Genomic DNA, 17276 nt, shown 5'->3' with positions numbered 1-17276 from the left:
TCAGGCTCTTTTAGGCGGTGAAGGCGCTCCGGATGAAGGTACGAAGGCCTTTCAGGGAGCGAGTGGTTTTCGTGTCGTCTGTTTATACGAAAAAGGCCCGCGTGCGCGGACCTTTCTGAAGGCTGGGGCTTTATTTCCGGGCAGCTGCCTGGCGCAAATCGCGATGCACGATCCTTCTGGTTGAAGGCGACACTCTCTAGAAGGTGTATTTGCTTTCCAGCAGCAGGCCGTAGCGGTGATAGTTCTGGTCGAGAACCACTTTCTCGCCAGTGACGACATATCTGCGGTCGAAATTCGAGTGGAGCCACCAGTAGCGGCCGCCGACGCCCAGTTGCCAGTTCTTGGTCAGGTCGACATTCAGCATCGCATCTGCTTCCAGACCATAGGTCCAGTCACTTTCCCAGGTTTCGATCTTGTTGTAGCTCCAGGGAACACCTGCCACATCGACGGACCAGCCAGCGCGTTGGCCGATGTCGCCTTCAGCGGTCATGCCCAGGCGGATCGCATGCCAGTCCCGGGACTGTTCTACGGTCAGGTTTCCGTATTTCGCCGAAACGTCGTCGGACAGGTACTGGTAGCCGACGAACCCTTTCAGCCGCACCTGGTTGTTTGCAAATTGCGCAAAGCCCCAGCCGCCGTCGAGAACAACATATCCGAGCGAGGTCTCATCGGTTTCGTCCATCTCGTAGCCGGAGAAATGCACATCGCCGCCGTCGCTCCTGCCGAGGCCGACATAGCCCCTGAAGAAGGTGTTGGACGTCGTGTCCTCGAGCGTTCCGACCAGTTCAGCGGTGTGCGAGGTCACATTGTCCGTGCTGGAAATGTCGAAGCCGCTGTTGTCCAGATCGGAGCGCGACTGGCTGTACCAGTATCGCAGGCCGATGCTGCCGCGCAACGTCGATGGCTGATAGAGCTCGCCGGACCCTGAGTAGACATCCGCAGCGGAGGCAAGGGGCGCCGAAGAAAGCGCAAGGAAGGCCGCAATCGGAAGGGACTGCAAAAGTCTTTTCATGGCTGAAACACCGCTTGTCTGAATACGCGGGAATGCGCGCTATTGGTGTGTCAGGTATTGCAATTTATGGTTAACAGTGCGTGAAGGCACACCTGATTGAGCCAGGTGACGCAGCGTCCCGCCCGGCGGGCCTTGAAAAGGAAGCAGGCCCCGGCACAGCCCCAGTGCAGCACCAGCGCAGCCTTGGTGCGGGGCCTCTGGTGAAAAAATGATTTGGCCCACCCGCCTCCCGCACACTTTCGGGGGGAGGCGGCGAGTTACCGGTGATGGATTAGATCGGATAGCCCTGACCGGGGTCTTCGATGGTGATCCAGCGCAGTTCCGTGAACTCGTTGATGCCTGCCGTACCGCCGAAGCGGCCATAGCCGGAGGATTTCACACCGCCGAAAGGCATCTGCGCTTCGTCAAAGACAGTCGGGCCATTGATGTGGCAGATGCCGGACTGGATGTCCTTGGCAACTTCAAGAGCCCTGCGGGTATCCTGCCCGAAGACAGCGGCCGAAAGGCCGTAGTCCGTGTCATTGGCGATCTCAATGGCATGGGCGGTGTCGCGGGCGCGAATCATCGTGGTGACAGGACCGAAGCTTTCCTCGCCGTAGATGCGCATCTCCGGTGTTACCAGATCGACGATGGTCGGAGCCATCACGGTGCCTTCCTCCGGCACGCCGCCGCACAGAACCTTTGCGCCTTTCGCAACCGCGTCGTCAATCAGGGCTTTGACATGGTCGACCGTGTCGCGATCGACAACCGAGCCGATATGAACCTGTTCGGTTGGCGCGCCCACTTTGAGAGCGCTGGCACTGGCCGCGAACTTCTCCGCAAAGACGTCTGCAACGGACTGATCGACAACAACTTTTTCCGTGGACATGCAGATCTGTCCCTGGTTCATGAAAGCGCCGAACCGGGCCGCATTGACCGCGCCGTCGAGATCGGCATCGTCCAGCACCACCAGTGAAGCCTTGCCGCCGAGTTCCAGAAGGCAGGGTTTCAGGTGCTTGGCAGCACGCTCTGCGATGATCCGGCCAACGCGGGTCGATCCGGTAAAGTTGATCCGGCGCGTCAGCGGGTGGTCGACCAGCGCGTTGACCACTTCTGGAGCGTCAGCTGCATCATGGGTCAGGATGTTCAGGACGCCCTTGGGCAGGCCCGCATCAGCCATGACATCGCCCAGAAGCCTGTGCAGGCCAGGGCATTTCTCGGAGGCTTTCATTACCACCGTGTTGCCGCAGGCAATCGGCAGCGCGAAACAGCGGACACCCAGAATGGTCGGAGCGTTCCACGGCGCCATGCCGACCAGAACGCCAACGGGCTGGCGGTAACCCATGGAAAAGGAACCGGGCTTGTCGGAGGGGATGATCTCGCCCTTGATCTGAGTGGTGGAAGCGGCCGCTTCACGCAGGATCTTGGTGGCGAACATGTTGTTGAAACCGAGCCATGGCGCAGTCGCCCCTGTCTCGCGAATGCCGACCTCGACGAACTGCGGCGTGCGTTCTTCCATGAGATCGGCAGCCTTGTTGAGGATCTTGCGCCGTTCGCTCGGGCCAGTCTTCGACCACGCGGCAAAGGCAGCCTGCGCGGACTGCACAGCCTTGTCGACGTCGGCCGCCACCGCGGCTGCCGCCACGCTGGCGCGTTCGCCGCTGACCGGGTTCTTGCGTTCGAAGACAGCCGCGCTGCTGGCTGCCTGGTCCTCGTTGTCGATGAAAAGGCCGTAGTCCATGGGATCCTCCGTTGTGTTGGTCTTGTTTGGTCCCGTCAGTCGTCCGGGCCTGCGAACAGGGCGGAGTAGACGAGTGTCTGGTTGGCGTGTTCGCGCATGATCGATTCAGCGCGCTGTGGGTCGCGTTTCGAGATCGCGTCGAAGATGAGGCAGTGCTGCATGTTGCCCAGGCGCAGGCGCATCATGTCTTCTTCGGCCTTGTCGGCGCTGAACACCACCGTGCCCAGCTTGAGCATCGGGAGGCTTTCCATGCGATCGAACGCATAGCCGATGTAGTCGTTGCCGCACTGGCGCATGATCGTCTCGTGAAAGGCGACATTGCCGTCCTGATAGCGCGAGATCTTGTCACCATCCGCCGATGTGTCGGTTAGCGCAATGTCCATGTCCTTGATGACGGATTTCAGCGTCGCCTCGACGTCCTTGGTCATGCCGCTCTTGGCAAGCGTGCCGGCAGCCAGGCCCTCCAGCACACCGCGCACCTCGTAGGCATGCTTGATGTCGCCCAGATTGAATTCCTGCACCGTGAAGCCGCGACCGTCACGCTTCTTGATGAGACCTTCCACCTCCAGTGCGCGCAGTGCCAGCCGTGCAGGTGTTCGCGACACGTCGAACATGTCGGCAACGCTCACTTCGCTGATCTTCGAGCCCGGTGCCAGCGAGCCGTCCATGATCATGCGGTGAAGAACTGCCAGCACGCGCTTGTCGGACGGGGCTGTTTCATTTGCCTTGGTCGTCATCTGTCCTTGCCATTTTCGGATCCATACCAGTTCGAGGGCATGGACCTTATCATGAGCATTTTCATATTTATGTATCCAAAAATAGCTCATTGTCATTACAAAATTTCTGAAATCACTGTTATTAGATGCAATATGTTGCAAAGTGGAAAATTTATGGATACAAAATTGATGCGCGATCAAACGCATGATCTGCGCGACTGGGAGGAGTTCTGATGCGTAGAATAGTTTTTGGAGCGACCGCGCTTGCCGCGGCGCTGCTGGCCTCCACGGCCTTTGCCGCGGACCCGATCAAGATCGGCCGCGTGGTGCATATGACCGGTCCGGCGGCAGGAGGTGATGCTGCCAGCCACAGCCCGAATGTGGAGCTCTGGGTTAGCCAGGTAAACGGACGCGGCGGCCTGATGGTCGGCGGCGAGCGCCGTCCTGTGGAGCTGGTCGAATATGACGACAAATCCAATCCGGCCGAGATGATCAAGGCGGTGCAGCGTCTCGCCACGCAGGATGAAGTCGATTTTCTGCTGACGCCCTGGGGCACCGGTTTCAACGCGGCAGCCGCGCCGATCTTCGCAAAATACGGTTATCCGCAAATCTCGGTGACCAACATCACCGACGAGATCGAGGAATTATCCGAACGGTTTCCGAACATGTTCTTCACCCTCGGCAACACGACCGGTTTTGTCGAGGGCCTGCGCGACACCTTGAACAAGCTTCGTGACAACGGTGCCATCGGTAACAAGGTGGCCATGGTCAACGTCGCAGATGCCTTCGGCATAGAGCTTGCGGCCGTCGCCCGTGAAGTCCTGCCGGCGGCTGGCTACGAGATTGTCTTCGACAAGTCCTACCCCCTCGGCACGGCGGATCTGTCCCCGGTGGTCAAGGGTGCCAAGGCGACCGAACCGGATGCGTTCATCGCCTTTTCCTATCCGCCGGATACCTTTGCCCTGACGGAGCAGGCGATCATTGAAAATCTCGATGTCGGCGCGTTCTATACGGCTGTCGCGACAGCGTTTCCCGCCTACGCCGGCAAGTTTGGCAGCAAGATCGAGGGTAATCTCGGAGCAGGGGGCGTCAATCTCGATCTGGAGCCGATGACGGAATACCGCGCGGCCTTCAACGAGCTTCATGGCAACCAGCCTGAATATTGGGCTGCAGCCACCTACTATGCCAGCCTGCAGGTTCTGGAACAGGCGATCGAAGGAGCTGACAGTACGGATCGCGAGGCCGTGACCGAGTACATCAAGGCCAACAGCTTCGACACCGCCCTCGGCACGATCAGCTTCGACAAGCATAATGAATCGAAGCACTACTGGACGGTGGGCCAGTGGCACGACGGCCAGTTCAATGCCGTCGCCGGCGTCGGTGTCCCGGTTGCGGTCGAGCCGGTTGCCAAGGAAGGCTGGAACTGAAGACCTTCGGACCGGCCGGCTCGGGCCGGTCCGGATCGTCTCGCGAGATGGTAGTTTAGATGGACATCCTGATTTCCGGCCTGCTTCTGGGCGGAACCTATGCGCTCATAGCCATGGGGCTCAATCTGCAATATGGCGTCGCCCGGATCATGAACCTTGCCAATGGCGAGGTTCTGGTCATGGGAGCACTGGCGTCGTTTCTTGCCTTTACCGCGGCTAGCTTAAGTCCGCTGATCACGGTGTTCCTCGTGGCGCCATTGGCGTTCGCAACCAGCTGGCTGGTTTACCGCGTCCTGCTTCTGCCGCTTGTCCGGCGGGCAAAAACGCAGGGCCAGCTGGAGGTGGACTCCATTCTGGCAACCTTCGGAATGGCTTTCATTCTGGTGGGCACCATGGTGTTGATCTATCCGGAACTGTTTGCCTATTCCTTCCTTGCCGTTCCGGTGGACGTTGCCGGAACGACGGTTGCCGCCAACCGGCTGGTTGCCTTCGGCGGGGCCGTGGCCATCAGTCTGGCGCTTTATCTCTGGCTGAACCGGTCCAACGCCGGATTGGCTGTCCGGGCTGTTGCCGTCAGTCCGATGGCCGCCGGTCTTGTCGGCATCAACGTCGAACGCATCAGCGCGCTGGCCTTTGCCATCGGTGGCACGATCACGGCGATGGGGGGCGTGCTGATTTCAACCTTCGTCACGCTGGATCCGTCGTTCGGTGTCATTTTCACCATGAAGGCGTTGATCATCGTGATCATGGGCGGGGTCGGCGACATTCGCGGGGCGATTGTGGCTGCGCTCATCCTGGGCGTGGTGGAAACCGCCGTGGCGACGCTGATAGATCCGGGGCTGACCCTGGCTGCTGCCTACACGATCTTTCTGCTTGTTCTCCTGTTTCGGCCCCAGGGTCTGTTTGGCAGGAGACCTGCATGAACAATTCAGCCCTTGCGATGCCCGGCGCCGCAGCGCTTCTGGCTGCCGCCGCATGCGTTCCCTTTGTTGCAGACGGCTACTGGCTGTCGATCGCCGTTACCGTTCTCATGTATGCCGCCCTTGCCACTTCATGGTCGCTGTTTTCCGGGCCGACCCATTACATTGCCCTGTCGACGGGCGCCTTTTTCGGCATCGGTGGCTATCTGGTCGGCCTCGGCATGAGCGACTACGACCAGAGCTTCTGGGCCATGGCGGCACTCGCTCCCGTTGTCGCGACAGCGCTCGCCGCGCTGATCGGCTGGGCAACCCTGCGCCTGTCCGGTGTCTATTTCGTCATCTTCACGCTCGGTCTTGCGGAAATGGTCCGCAACCTCGTCAGCTGGGTGCAGAACAATTTTCTCGGCAGCCGCGGGCTCTATGTGCTCACCGACCTGGATGAAACGCATATCTACTGGATGCTGCTTGCCGTTCTTGCCGCCGTGTTCGTGTTCGGCTGGTGGCTTGGGCGGTCGCGACTCGGGTTCGCGCTGCGCATTCTCGGCAATGACGAGGCCGTGGCGCGTCATGTCGGCATCAACACCGCGCGCACCAAGGTCCTGATGTTCATGACCACCGGCTTCGTCGCCGCTCTCGTCGGCGCCATCGTCGCACCGCGCTACTACTACATCGAACCCAATGTCGTGTTCTCGCCGGAACTCAGTTTTGTCGTTGTCATCATGGCTCTTCTGGGCGGCACGCGGAAACTTTACGGCCCGCTTCTGGGCGTTCTTCCCTTCACACTCCTGTGGGAGGTGATTTCTGTCTCTTTCCCCAATGCCACCACGCTGGTTCTGGGGCTCGCCTTTCTTTTGATCGTCTATTTCCTGCCGAATGGTGTCACCGGTCTTTTCGGCAAGCTTCTGGCAGGGAGGTCGTCATGACACCAGGACAACCGATCCTTCACGTGGAAAGCCTCAGCAAGCGCTTCGGTGGTCTTGTTGCAGTCAACAATGTCAGTTTCCAGGTACTCGAGCACGAGGTGATGGGGCTGATCGGACCGAACGGGTCCGGCAAGTCCACGACCATGAACATGATTTCCGGCGCCCTGAAGCCGAGCTCCGGGGCAATCATTCTCAAGGGGCAGGATCTGACCAGGAAAAAGCCCCACGAAATTGCCCGCTCTGGCGTTTCCAGAACCTTCCAGCTTGTCCGCATTCTGCCGGAGCTGACCGTGCTGGAAAACGTCATCGCCGGCGGCGTCTTCGGCCATGCCAGGCGCTGGGGCAAGGAGGTTGAAACCTTCGCAATGGAGCTTCTGGCAAGGGTCGGTCTTGAAGGGCAAAGTGGCAAGCCGGTCTCCGCGCTGACCTACATCGACCAGAAGCGGCTGGAACTTGCCCGCGCGCTCGCAAGTGAACCGGAAGTCCTTCTTCTGGACGAGTGGCTCGCCGGTCTCAATCCGTCCGAACTCACGGTCGGCATCGATCTGATTGCCAGCCTGCGCCAGGAGGGGCGGACGATCATTCTTGTCGAACACGTCATGGACGCCATCCGCTCGCTATGCGACCGGTGCCTGGTGATCAACTCCGGCGCCCGGATTGCCGAAGGCACACCGGAAGACGTGCTTTCCGACCCGGAAGTCATCCGGGCCTACCTGGGGGACGGCTGATGCTGGATATCAACGGGCTCACTGTCACCTATGGTCTTCATGCAGCCCTTCAGGGTGTCAGCCTGACCGCATCGAAAGGCGAGATCGTCGTCATTCTCGGCGCAAACGGGGCCGGCAAGAGTTCGCTGTTGCGGGCCATCGCCGGGATCAGTGAAGGAACGGTCAGTGGTGAGGCGGCACTGGCTGGCCAATCCCTTCGCCAGATGAAAGCGGACAGGATCGTCGAGGCTGGCATAGCCTTCGTGCCGGAAGGCCGCGGCATATTCGGCGATCTCAGTGTCTGGGAAAACCTGATGCTGGGTGCCTATCCGGAGCGGGCGCGAGCAAGCCGGCAGCAGAATCTGGAAAAGGTGGTTGCTCTCTTTCCGAAGCTGGCACAGCGGCGCAACCAGACCGCCCGAACCATGTCGGGTGGCGAACAGCAGATGGTGGCCATCGGTCGCGCCATGATGTCGAACCCGGACATCCTGATGCTGGACGAGCCGTCCCTTGGCCTGTCGCCACTCCTGTCGGGCGAACTCTTCGAGAACCTGTCGCGCATCCGGGAAACCGGCATCGGCGTCCTTCTGGTCGAACAGAATGCCAAGCGAAGCCTGGCGATCGCGGACAGGGGGTATCTGATTGAAAACGGCCTGATCACAGGCGCTGATACGGCATCTGCCCTGCTCAATGATCCGGCCGTACAGAAAGCCTATCTCGGATCGGGATAAACGACGGCTCGGAGAATAAGCAATTGCCCGCCTTGACCTTCCAGCAACTGGAGGGCCTATCTGATGGGGAGATCGAAGATCCATCAGGGCGAACATCATGCAGGATACAGCGATCCAGCCGAACCAGACTGGCGAGGCAGGCAAGGTCACGGACCCGGTCTGCGGCATGTCGGTTACTCTTGGAAAAGGCAAGCCGAGCCTGAAATACAAGGGCGAGGAGTTCCACTTCTGCAGTCCGAAGTGTCACGACAAGTTCGAGGCTGATCCTTATTTCTACGTGTCCGGCAATAGCGGGAAGAAAAAGGCGATGGAGGCGGAACAGTCCGCCAAGGGCGCGCTTTATACCTGCCCCATGCACCCGCAAATCGTCCAGGAAGGTCCGGGAACCTGCCCGATTTGCGGGATGGCACTGGAACCGCAGAGCGGCGTTTCCGACGAGCCCAACCATGAGCTGGTCGATTTCACCCGCAGGCTCTGGGTCAGCGCCCTGGCGGCTGTCCCGCTTCTGATCCTGACCATGGGGCCGATGGTAGGCGTGCCGATCCGTGACTGGATCGGCGAAGGCGTTGCGATCTACCTGGAAGTCCTGCTGGCTACGCCGGTAGTTCTATGGGCAGCCTTGCCTTTTTTCCAGCGGGGCTGGGCATCTCTGGTCACCCGCAATTTCAACATGTGGACACTGATCATGATCGGTGTCGGCGCGGCCTATCTCTATTCCATGATCGCCGCTTTCCTGCCTTTCCTGTTCCCGGATGCGCTGAAGGGACCGGAGGGCTACATGCCGGTTTATTTCGAGGCTTCGGTGGTGATTATCGCGCTGGTCTTTGTCGGTCAGGTGCTGGAACTGAGCGCCCGGGAACGCACGGGCGACGCGATCCGCGCCCTGCTGGACCTTGCCCCCAAGACAGCCCGGCGGATTACACCCGAGGGTGACGAATACGACGCACCGCTGGAGAATATCCTTGCAGGGGATCTGTTGCGCGTTCGCCCAGGCGAGGCTGTTCCGGTCGATGGCGTGGTCAAGGAGGGGGGCTCATCCGTCGATGAAAGCCTTGTCACCGGGGAACCGGTTCCGGTCGAAAAGAACCCGGGAGACAAGGTGACCGGTGGAACGCTCAACAAGACCGGTTCTTTCACCATGGAGGCGGAGCTGGTTGGTGCGGACACCATGCTGTCCAAGATCGTCGACATGGTTGCCTCGGCGCAACGCTCACGCGCCCCGATCCAGGGGCTGGCCGATCGCGTTGCAGGATATTTCGTGCCTGCTGTACTCGGCGTGGCGGTGCTTGCTTTCGTGGTGTGGCTGTTCGCAGGTCCAAGCCCTGCGTTCGTTCACGCGGTTGTCGCAGCCGTTTCGGTGCTCATTATTGCATGTCCGTGTGCACTCGGCCTTGCCACCCCGATGTCGATCATGACGGCAACAGGCAGAGGCGCGCAGGCCGGCGTTCTGGTAAAGACTGCCGAAGGTCTGGAACGGCTAGCGGCGGTGGATACGATCGTCGTTGACAAGACGGGAACCCTTACCGAAGGCAAGCCGGTTGTCGATGAGATCGTTCCGGCCGCCGGCAAAAGCGAAATGGAGCTTCTGCGACTGGCCGGTGCGCTTGAAAAAGGCTCGGAACACCCGCTTGCCGAAGCGATCCTCGGGTCAGTCAAAAATCAGCAGCTGGAACTGCCCAGGGCAGAAAACTTCGAAGCCGTCACGGGGAAGGGCGTGCGTGCACGGGTCGATGATGCCGTCGTTCTTTTTGGCAACGCCGCTTTTGCCAGCGAAAGTGGCGCCGATTTGTCCGATCTTGGCGATCGTGCCGAAGAACTGGCTGAGCTGGGCAAGACGGTGATGTATCTGGTGCAGGAGGTTGGTGAGGCAGCGCAGCTTCTTGGGCTTATCGCCGTTGCGGATCCGGTCAAGGCAAATGCCAGGGCAGCCATAAGCGCCCTGCATGACGACGGTATCAGGATCGTCATGGCAACGGGCGATGCGCCCCGCACGGCAGACGCCGTAGCCAAGCTGCTGGGGATTGACGAGGTTCACGCCGGTGTGTTGCCGGAAGGCAAGAAAAAGCTCATTGAAGACCTGAAGTCCAGGGGGGCAACGGTTGCCATGGCTGGTGACGGTGTCAACGATGCGCCCGCATTGGCTGCTGCCGATGTCGGCCTTGCCATGGGCACGGGAGCCGATGTCGCGGTGGAAAGCGCCGGACTGACGCTGCTCAAGGGCGACCTGGAAGGCATCCTGCGCGCCCGGAAACTTGCCCGCGAGACGGTTCGCAACATCCGGCAGAACCTCTTTTTCGCCTTCGTCTATAATGCGGTCGGTGTGCCTGTGGCGGCCGGTGTGCTCTATCCGGTCTTCGGCATACTGCTGTCTCCGATGCTGGCCGCCGCCGCCATGAGCCTGTCTTCGGTTTCGGTTATCAGCAACGCGCTGCGACTGCGCACGCTGAAGCTTTGAGGAAAAGAAAAATGAATATCGGTGAAGCCTCCGAACAGAGCGGACTGCCGGTCAAGACGATCCGCTACTACGAGGATATCGGCCTCGTCCGTCCTTTGCGCAGCGAGAACGGTTATCGCGATTTTATCGACGCGGATCTCCAGCGGCTGAAGTTCCTTCAAAGGTCGCGCAGCCTTGGGTTTTCCATCGACGAGTGCCGTGAACTTCTGTCTCTCTACGAGGACCGCAACCGGGCAAGTGCCGACGTCAAGGCGATCACCCGGGCGAAGATCAAGGAAGTGGATCGCAAGATCGAGGAACTGCGCTCACTCAAGAAGGTTCTGTCAGAGCTGGTGACTGCCTGCCATGGTGACGATCGGCCTAATTGCCCGATCATCGACGATCTGTCCGGCCAGCATGACCACGATCAGCTGGACGAAGATAGCAGGCAGGCTTGATGAAGAGGATCTTTCTGACAGTTTCAGCGATCTTGTCCGTTATTGTGCTGGGCACTCTGTTCTGGGGACTCGTGTCCGGAAAGGAACAACCGCCTGCCGCCAGTGGAGCCGCGCTGGTGTCGGTGCAAGTCCCGGCCCTGGAAGGAGACGCCCTGGCTGGCGAAACGCTTTTTCGCGAAAACTGCGCGAGTTGTCATGGCGACAACGCTGCCGGGCGCGATGGCATCGCGCCTCCGCTGGTACACAAGATTTACGAGCCTGGCCATCACGCCGACGGGGCCTTTCTGCTCGCAGTCTCCCGTGGCGTGCGCGCGCACCACTGGCCATTTGGCGATATGCCGCCCGTGGATGGCGTCAGCCAGGAGGATGTGCAAAAGATCGTTGCCTATGTGCGCGCGCTTCAACGGGCAAACGGGATCAACTGAACTCGAGGGGCGGGACGCGAGCTTTGAACTTGAGGGATTGTTTTTTGATCTCGGCTGTCGCGCCATCTTTCGGAACCGGTCTTGGAAGTGGGATGGCCGGTGGCCGAGTGTCAGGTGCATTGATTGCGACTTAGGACTGGGATTGCAATGAGCTGCCACAAGGCAATTCGTATCAAGAAACAGCATTCTCTTCACGTATCGGCATGGTTCTGCGGTCAACCGGCTTGCCTCATCCCGCTGCATGTTTTACCTGACGGAAAACTTATTCGAACTAGCGGCCTGTCGTTTGCCAGTTACGGGCAGCCGGCAGGCAATAGCATTTGCGGTCGTTCAACCTGTGTTCATGTGTCTTGGCATAAATGCAGGTGCGGTCATTGAAGATAAGAAACAGGTGTCCTGCTGGATCAGCATGGCAGGAGCACCGACAGAAATTGTGCTCGGGACAGGCCAGAGGAGACGAAACGTCATGACCATCCGCTATCACAAGGGTGATTTGCCCGATCTGAAAGCCTATGAAACGGCAAGTGCGGTGGCGGTCGATTCCGAGACCCTGGGCCTCAACCCGCATCGTGACCGGCTTTGTGTTGTTCAGCTTTCACCGGGCGATGGCAGCGCCGATGTGGTCCAGATCGCACGCGGCCAGAGCGAGGCGCCGAACCTCGCAGCGCTGATGACCGATACGGCCAAACCGAAAATTTTCCACTTCGCCCGGTTTGATGTTGCGGTGCTTCAGCACTATCTGAACATCCAGGTCTCACCGATCTGGTGTACGAAAATCGCCTCCAAACTGGTTAGGACCTATACGGATCGCCACGGACTGAAGGATATCACGCGCGAGCTTCTCGGGGTCGAGTTGTCCAAGCAGCAGCAGAGCTCGGATTGGGCTGCAGAAACCTTGAGCGACGCCCAGCTGGCTTACGCGGCTTCGGACGTGCTTCATCTGCACGCCTTGAAGGAACGGCTGGAAATGATGCTCGAGCGTGAAGAACGTAGTCATATTGCCCAGGCCTGTTTCGATTTCCTGCCGACGCGGGCGGAACTCGATCTGAAGGGCTGGGAAGAAAACGATATTTTCGCCCACTCGTAATGGCTTAGGTGCCAGGAGATCGGGCACACGATTTCGGAGAATGGATTGAGCGCTGTTGGCGATCATATGCATGGACATGCGGCCAGGCGGCCATTGAGCCGCGCCCAACGGGCCGCGCGCCGGCACAGCCTGATGGTGCACATCTTGCGCTGGCTGTTTCCTGGCGTCGGGCTGTTGATTCTGGCAGTCATGGTCGGGCTTGTGGTCTTGTTCAACGTGCTCAGCGGGCTTGGTGCCACCAACATGATGCTGACCAGCGAGGGGCTGGTGATGGATCATCCCGAACTGTCGGGTCATGATGGTGACCGCTCCTACCGGGTAACCGCCTACAGGGCGATCCAGCGCCTCAGCGACCCGCGCGTCATCGATCTTGAGACCATTCGGGCCGACATCACGCTCAGCAAGGACCAGAGCGCGCAGATTGTGGCGCTGAAAGGTACCTACAACAACGCGACGGAGAGCTTGCGGCTCTACGAAGGCATTCAGCTTGAATGGAGTGAAGGCTACACGGTCGACCTGTCCGAAGTGGAAATCGACCTTAGCAACGGGGCTCTGAAGACCTCGCAGGTCGTGTCCATTCGTTCCGATCAGGGCCGTGTCGTGGCGGGCAAACTCGACTATGATAAAGCCAAGGGAATCGTCAGGTTTTCCGACGGTATCAAGATGACCCTCAATCCTGCTTCGCAAGGACAGTAAGAGATGACTTTTCTGAAACGCATGACGATTGCCGCCGCCGCAGCCCTTCTTGCCGGTTCGGCCCATGCCCAGACCTTCTCCGATGCCTTCGCCGGCTTCGGGTCGAACGATGGTGAGCCAATCGAGATCGAGGCGAGTGAACTGAGGGTCGAAGACAACAACAACACCGCAACCTTCGTCGGTGACGTGCTGGTCACGCAGGGCGAAACCAGCCTCAAGACGCAGCGGCTCAAGGTGTTCTACGTCGGCTCAGGTGCTGAGAAGACAGAAGAAAGCGCCGTCCAGCAGCGGATTTCGAAGCTGGAAGCGGCGGGAGGCGTGTTCATCACCTCCAAGGACCAGACTGCGAAGGGCGACGAAGCCAGTTTCGACATGAACAAGGAAGTCATGGTGATGACCGGCAAGGAAGTCGTGCTCAGCCAGGGACCGAATGTTGTCGTCGGGAACAGGCTGACCGTGAATCTGAAGACCGGCCAGGCCAATCTGAGCGCCGGCAATGGCAAGGTATCCGGCCAGGGCAGTGGCCGCGTCAAGGTGCGCATTCAGCCCAACAGTGTGAACAACGACCAAAACGGCAACTGATATTGACGGCTGGTTCGACTCGACAGTGTCGGCCACAGACCTTATGTGAAGCCGCGGCAATGATCGGATGGACGGCGCGCCAGTGAAGAGAACGTCTTCGGAGTATAACGGATTGCAGGGAAGCATGCCGGAAACGGGCCACGATGGCGAAGAACTGTCGCAGGCGCTGGTCGTCGATGGCATCGGCAAGACCTATGGCCGCCGTCAGGTGGTGAAATATGTGAGTCTGTCCGTGAAGCCTGGCGAAGCCGTCGGCCTTTTGGGGCCGAACGGCGCCGGCAAGACCACGACCTTCTACATGATCACCGGGCTGATCCGGCCGGATCAGGGCAAGATCTCGCTGGAAGGCTTCGACATCACCCGTATGCCCATGTACCGGCGCGCCCGGCTCGGCATCGGCTATCTGCCCCAGGAAGCGTCCATCTTCCGTGGCCTGACGGTGGAAGAGAATATCCGCGCCGTTCTGGAAGTGATCGAGCCGAACCGGCAGAAACGCCGGGAGGAGCTCGACGAGTTGCTGGCTGAATTCGGCCTCACCCACTTGCGGAAATCGCCGAGTATAGCCCTTTCCGGTGGTGAACGCCGCCGCGTGGAAATTGCCCGCGCACTTGCAAGCCGCCCGTCCTTCATGCTGCTCGACGAACCTTTTGCGGGTATCGACCCTATCGCGGTAGGGGATATTCAGCAGCTCGTGCGTCACCTGACCCAGCGTGGCATTGGCGTTCTGATAACCGACCACAATGTTCGCGAGACGCTCGGCCTCATCGACCGCGCCTACATCATCGCTTCGGGCGAGGTTCTGACGGAAGGGCTCCCCCAGGAAATTGTCACCAATCCGGATGTGCGCCGGCTTTATCTGGGTGAACAGTTTACGCTTTGATGACACGCCGCCAGCTACGTTATACACTCGGTCTGCAATCAAGAAGCAAAAAGCAGACCAACTTGAAATAACGCTTGCCTGGGAACTCAATGGCCATTTCAACCAAGCTGGAGATGCGACAAAGTCAGTCGCTGATCATGACGCCGCAACTGATGCAGGCGATCAAGCTGTTGCAAATGTCCAATCTCGATCTCGTTGCCTATGTCGAAGCCGAGTTGGAACGAAATCCGCTTCTGGAAAAGAACGAAATCGCCGAAGGCGGAGGCGAGGGGGATGGCGGCAGGGAAGCCGCTGCAGACGCGTTCGGCGATGGCGCGGACAATCAGACCCGCCAGGGCGACGAGCCCGATACCGGCGACTGGATGCAGAACGATCTGGAAACCGGGTCGGAGGCCATTGCCTCACGCATGGATACCGATCTGGGCAACGTCTTTCCCGACGAGCCCGGCGTGCCTGCATCGCCGGACCCGGCTCTTCTGAAGGCCGGTGACAGTTACAAGAACGCCGGCAGCAGCGGTGCTTCGGAAGATTACAACCTGGAGGCCTTCGTTGCCGACGAAGCCTCCCTGGTCACGTCTCTTGAAGAACAGATGCATCTGGCGATCGGCGATGAAGCCGACAAGCTGATTGCAACCCACCTGATCAACTCGCTTGATGAAAACGGCTACCTCTATCTGGATTTCGATGAGACGGCGGAGCAGCTCGGGGTCGAAACCGAACGGCTGGAAAGCGTTCTGGCCATCTTGCAAACCTTTGAGCCCGCAGGCGTGTTTGCGCGTAACCTGGCCGAATGCCTGAAGCTGCAGCTCATCGACAAGAACCGCTACGATCCGGCGATGGAAGCGCTGATCGACAATATTGAACTACTGGCCAGACGCGATCTGCCGGGGCTTCGCAAGGTTTGCGGTGTCGATGATGAGGATCTGGTCGAGATGATCGCGGAAATCCGCGCACTCGATCCCAAGCCCGGCAGTCTCTTCGGATCGGCGCTGGTGCAGCCGGTGGTGCCGGATGTCTTCGTGCGCCCGGCCAACGACGGCACCTGGGCGATCGAGCTGAATTCGGACACTCTGCCGAAAGTGCTCGTCAATCAGACCTATTATGCCAAGGTCATTAAGACGGCCCGAAACGAGACGGAGAAGGAATATCTCACCGACTCGTTGCAGACGGCAAACTGGCTGGCCAAGAGCCTTGATCAGCGCGCCCGTACGATCCTCAAAGTATCGACGGAGATTGTCCGGCAGCAGGACGGGTTCCTCACCTACGGCATCGCCCATTTGCGTCCGCTCAACCTGAAGACCGTCGCGGAAGCGATCGGCATGCACGAATCGACGGTCAGCAGGGTGACCTCGAACAAGTTCATGGCGACCCCGCGCGGCATCTACGAGCTCAAGTACTTCTTCTCTTCCGCCATTTCTGCAACGGTGGGCGGAGATGCCCATTCGGCGGAGTCCGTCCGGCACCGGATCAAGCAGATGATCGATGCCGAGGATCCGAAGTCGATCCTTTCGGACGATACGATCGTCAAAATTCTGAAGGACGACGGTGTCGATATTGCCCGCAGGACGGTCGCCAAATACCGCGAAGCCATGAAGATCGGTTCGTCCGTTCAGCGCCGGCGTGAAAAAAACGTGCGACTTTAAGTCCTGATGTGATCTGCCGTTAGGGCTCAATGGTGCAATATTTAAAATGTTTCAGAGATTTCCACTGAAACAATACAAGGCAATTACACGGCTCTTTTTCAACTTTGTTTCTTTAATTCATAATCAATTGACTCTTTGAGCGAGCGCAATTATAGCACCGCCCTCGTGACGTAAACAGGGGATGGCGCTTCGGCGCTGACTGGTCCATTCTGTAAGCTTGAAACGTCTCGCGTTTCAACACCGGCGGCAACGCCGGTGACCTATCGGTCAATAGAAAAAGAAGAGGTCCCCATGGCTTTGCGGATTTCGGGTAAGAATGTCGATGTAGGCGATGCACTGCGCGTCCACGTCACAGACCGAATCGAAGACGCTCTGGAAAAATATTTCACAGGCGGCTTCACAGGCCACGTTACGCTCAGCAGGGAGGGCACAGGCTTCAAGTCTGAATGCAGCCTGCATTTGGACACCGGTATTGTACTTCAAGTGTCCGCGCAGGATCAGGACCCGCGCGCCAGTTTCGATATGGCTGCGGAAAAGATCGAAAAGCGGCTTCGCCGCTACAAGCGCAAGCTGAAGGACCATCATGGCCCCAACGGCCACGACCGGGAGGCTCTGGAAGCAGCATCTTATGTGCTGGCTTCGCCCGAGGAAGACGAGGAAGTGCCGGTGGATTTCAATCCGCTGGTGATTGCCGAAACTTCCGCGAAAGTTAAAACGATGACCGTCGGTATGGCGGTAATGGAGCTGGATCTGACCGAAGCGCCGGTCGTGTTGTTCAAAAACGCGGCAAATGGCGGTGTCAATGTTGTCTATCGCAGGCCAGACGGCAATATTGGCTGGATAGATCCAGCATTGGTAGCCAATCAGGCTGCCGAATAAGGATGCGGATGGGGTCGGCTTCCTCAGGGAAGCCGG

The 17276-nt window shown here is 59.2% G+C and carries 17 protein-coding genes; 14 read left to right on the top strand and 3 right to left on the bottom strand.

Going from position 1 to position 17276, the window contains the following annotated elements; all coding sequences use genetic code 11:
- Positions 1-196 precede the first annotated feature (196 nt).
- The 3 genes from FIV03_RS26720 to FIV03_RS26710 form a co-directional block, all read right to left on the bottom strand.
- Positions 197-1012 carry a hypothetical protein gene (locus FIV03_RS26720; protein WP_152511606.1) on the bottom strand — a complete coding sequence of 272 codons (816 nt, stop codon included), beginning with the start codon at positions 1010-1012 and terminating at the stop codon, positions 197-199.
- 271 nt (positions 1013-1283) lie between these two features.
- Positions 1284-2732 (bottom strand): aldehyde dehydrogenase, encoded by a 1449-nt coding sequence (locus FIV03_RS26715; RefSeq protein ID WP_152511605.1) that lies wholly within the window; start codon positions 2730-2732, stop codon positions 1284-1286.
- 35 nt (positions 2733-2767) lie between these two features.
- The gene (locus FIV03_RS26710; RefSeq protein WP_173013959.1) at positions 2768-3469 is read right to left on the bottom strand and encodes a GntR family transcriptional regulator; all 702 of its coding nucleotides are present in this window, start codon (positions 3467-3469) and stop codon (positions 2768-2770) included.
- Between the two features lie 212 nt (positions 3470-3681).
- Here FIV03_RS26710 and FIV03_RS26705 point away from each other — a divergent pair, with 212 nt between their 5' ends.
- The 14 genes from FIV03_RS26705 to raiA all read left to right on the top strand — a co-directional run bounded on the left by FIV03_RS26705 (position 3682) and on the right by raiA (position 17240).
- Positions 3682-4875, top strand: a complete 1194-nt coding sequence (locus FIV03_RS26705; RefSeq protein ID WP_173013958.1) for an amino acid ABC transporter substrate-binding protein — start codon at positions 3682-3684, stop codon at positions 4873-4875.
- A 59-nt stretch (positions 4876-4934) separates the two neighbouring features.
- Entirely contained in the window at positions 4935-5798 is an 864-nt protein-coding gene (locus FIV03_RS26700; protein ID WP_062489850.1) for a branched-chain amino acid ABC transporter permease, read from the top strand.
- A complete protein-coding gene (locus FIV03_RS26695) occupies positions 5795-6718 on the top strand; it encodes a branched-chain amino acid ABC transporter permease (protein ID WP_152511602.1) in 924 nt (307 codons plus the stop codon). The genes FIV03_RS26700 and FIV03_RS26695 overlap by 4 nt, the downstream gene beginning before the upstream one ends.
- Positions 6715-7446: an ABC transporter ATP-binding protein gene (locus FIV03_RS26690; RefSeq protein ID WP_152511601.1), complete on the top strand. Its 732-nt coding sequence runs from the start codon at positions 6715-6717 to the stop codon at positions 7444-7446. The genes FIV03_RS26695 and FIV03_RS26690 overlap by 4 nt, the downstream gene beginning before the upstream one ends.
- Positions 7446-8156, top strand: a complete 711-nt coding sequence (locus FIV03_RS26685) for an ABC transporter ATP-binding protein (RefSeq protein WP_152511600.1) — start codon at positions 7446-7448, stop codon at positions 8154-8156. Before FIV03_RS26690 ends, FIV03_RS26685 begins: the two co-directional genes overlap by 1 nt.
- A gap of 97 nt (positions 8157-8253) precedes the next feature.
- Positions 8254-10611 (top strand): heavy metal translocating P-type ATPase, encoded by a 2358-nt coding sequence (locus FIV03_RS26680; protein ID WP_152511599.1) that lies wholly within the window; start codon positions 8254-8256, stop codon positions 10609-10611.
- A gap of 11 nt (positions 10612-10622) precedes the next feature.
- Entirely contained in the window at positions 10623-11048 is a 426-nt protein-coding gene (gene cueR, locus FIV03_RS26675) for a Cu(I)-responsive transcriptional regulator (protein WP_055658337.1), read from the top strand.
- A complete protein-coding gene (locus tag FIV03_RS26670) occupies positions 11048-11473 on the top strand; it encodes a cytochrome c (RefSeq protein WP_152511598.1) in 426 nt (141 codons plus the stop codon). The genes cueR and FIV03_RS26670 overlap by 1 nt, the downstream gene beginning before the upstream one ends.
- Positions 11474-11939: 466 nt before the next feature.
- The gene (locus FIV03_RS26665) at positions 11940-12560 is read left to right on the top strand and encodes a ribonuclease H-like domain-containing protein (RefSeq protein ID WP_152511597.1); all 621 of its coding nucleotides are present in this window, start codon (positions 11940-11942) and stop codon (positions 12558-12560) included.
- Between the two features lie 45 nt (positions 12561-12605).
- On the top strand, positions 12606-13256 hold the full coding sequence (gene lptC / locus FIV03_RS26660; RefSeq protein ID WP_209009800.1) for an LPS export ABC transporter periplasmic protein LptC: 651 nt from the start codon (positions 12606-12608) through the stop codon (positions 13254-13256).
- 3 nt (positions 13257-13259) lie between these two features.
- Entirely contained in the window at positions 13260-13838 is a 579-nt protein-coding gene (locus FIV03_RS26655; RefSeq protein ID WP_152511596.1) for an LptA/OstA family protein, read from the top strand.
- Between the two features lie 124 nt (positions 13839-13962).
- Positions 13963-14718: an LPS export ABC transporter ATP-binding protein gene (lptB, locus tag FIV03_RS26650; protein ID WP_023001648.1), complete on the top strand. Its 756-nt coding sequence runs from the start codon at positions 13963-13965 to the stop codon at positions 14716-14718.
- An 89-nt stretch (positions 14719-14807) separates the two neighbouring features.
- Positions 14808-16361: an RNA polymerase factor sigma-54 gene (gene rpoN / locus FIV03_RS26645; RefSeq protein WP_152511595.1), complete on the top strand. Its 1554-nt coding sequence runs from the start codon at positions 14808-14810 to the stop codon at positions 16359-16361.
- Between the two features lie 291 nt (positions 16362-16652).
- Positions 16653-17240 (top strand): ribosome-associated translation inhibitor RaiA, encoded by a 588-nt coding sequence (gene raiA / locus FIV03_RS26640; RefSeq protein ID WP_023001646.1) that lies wholly within the window; start codon positions 16653-16655, stop codon positions 17238-17240.
- The last annotated feature ends 36 nt before the right edge of the window (positions 17241-17276 follow it).

The organism is Labrenzia sp. THAF187b, assembly GCF_009363375.1.
In the GTDB taxonomy this organism is placed as follows: Bacteria; Pseudomonadota; Alphaproteobacteria; order Rhizobiales; family Stappiaceae; genus Roseibium; species Roseibium algicola.
The sequence above is the reverse complement of the archived record's forward strand: the minus strand, read 5'-3'. Positions and strand labels throughout refer to the sequence as shown.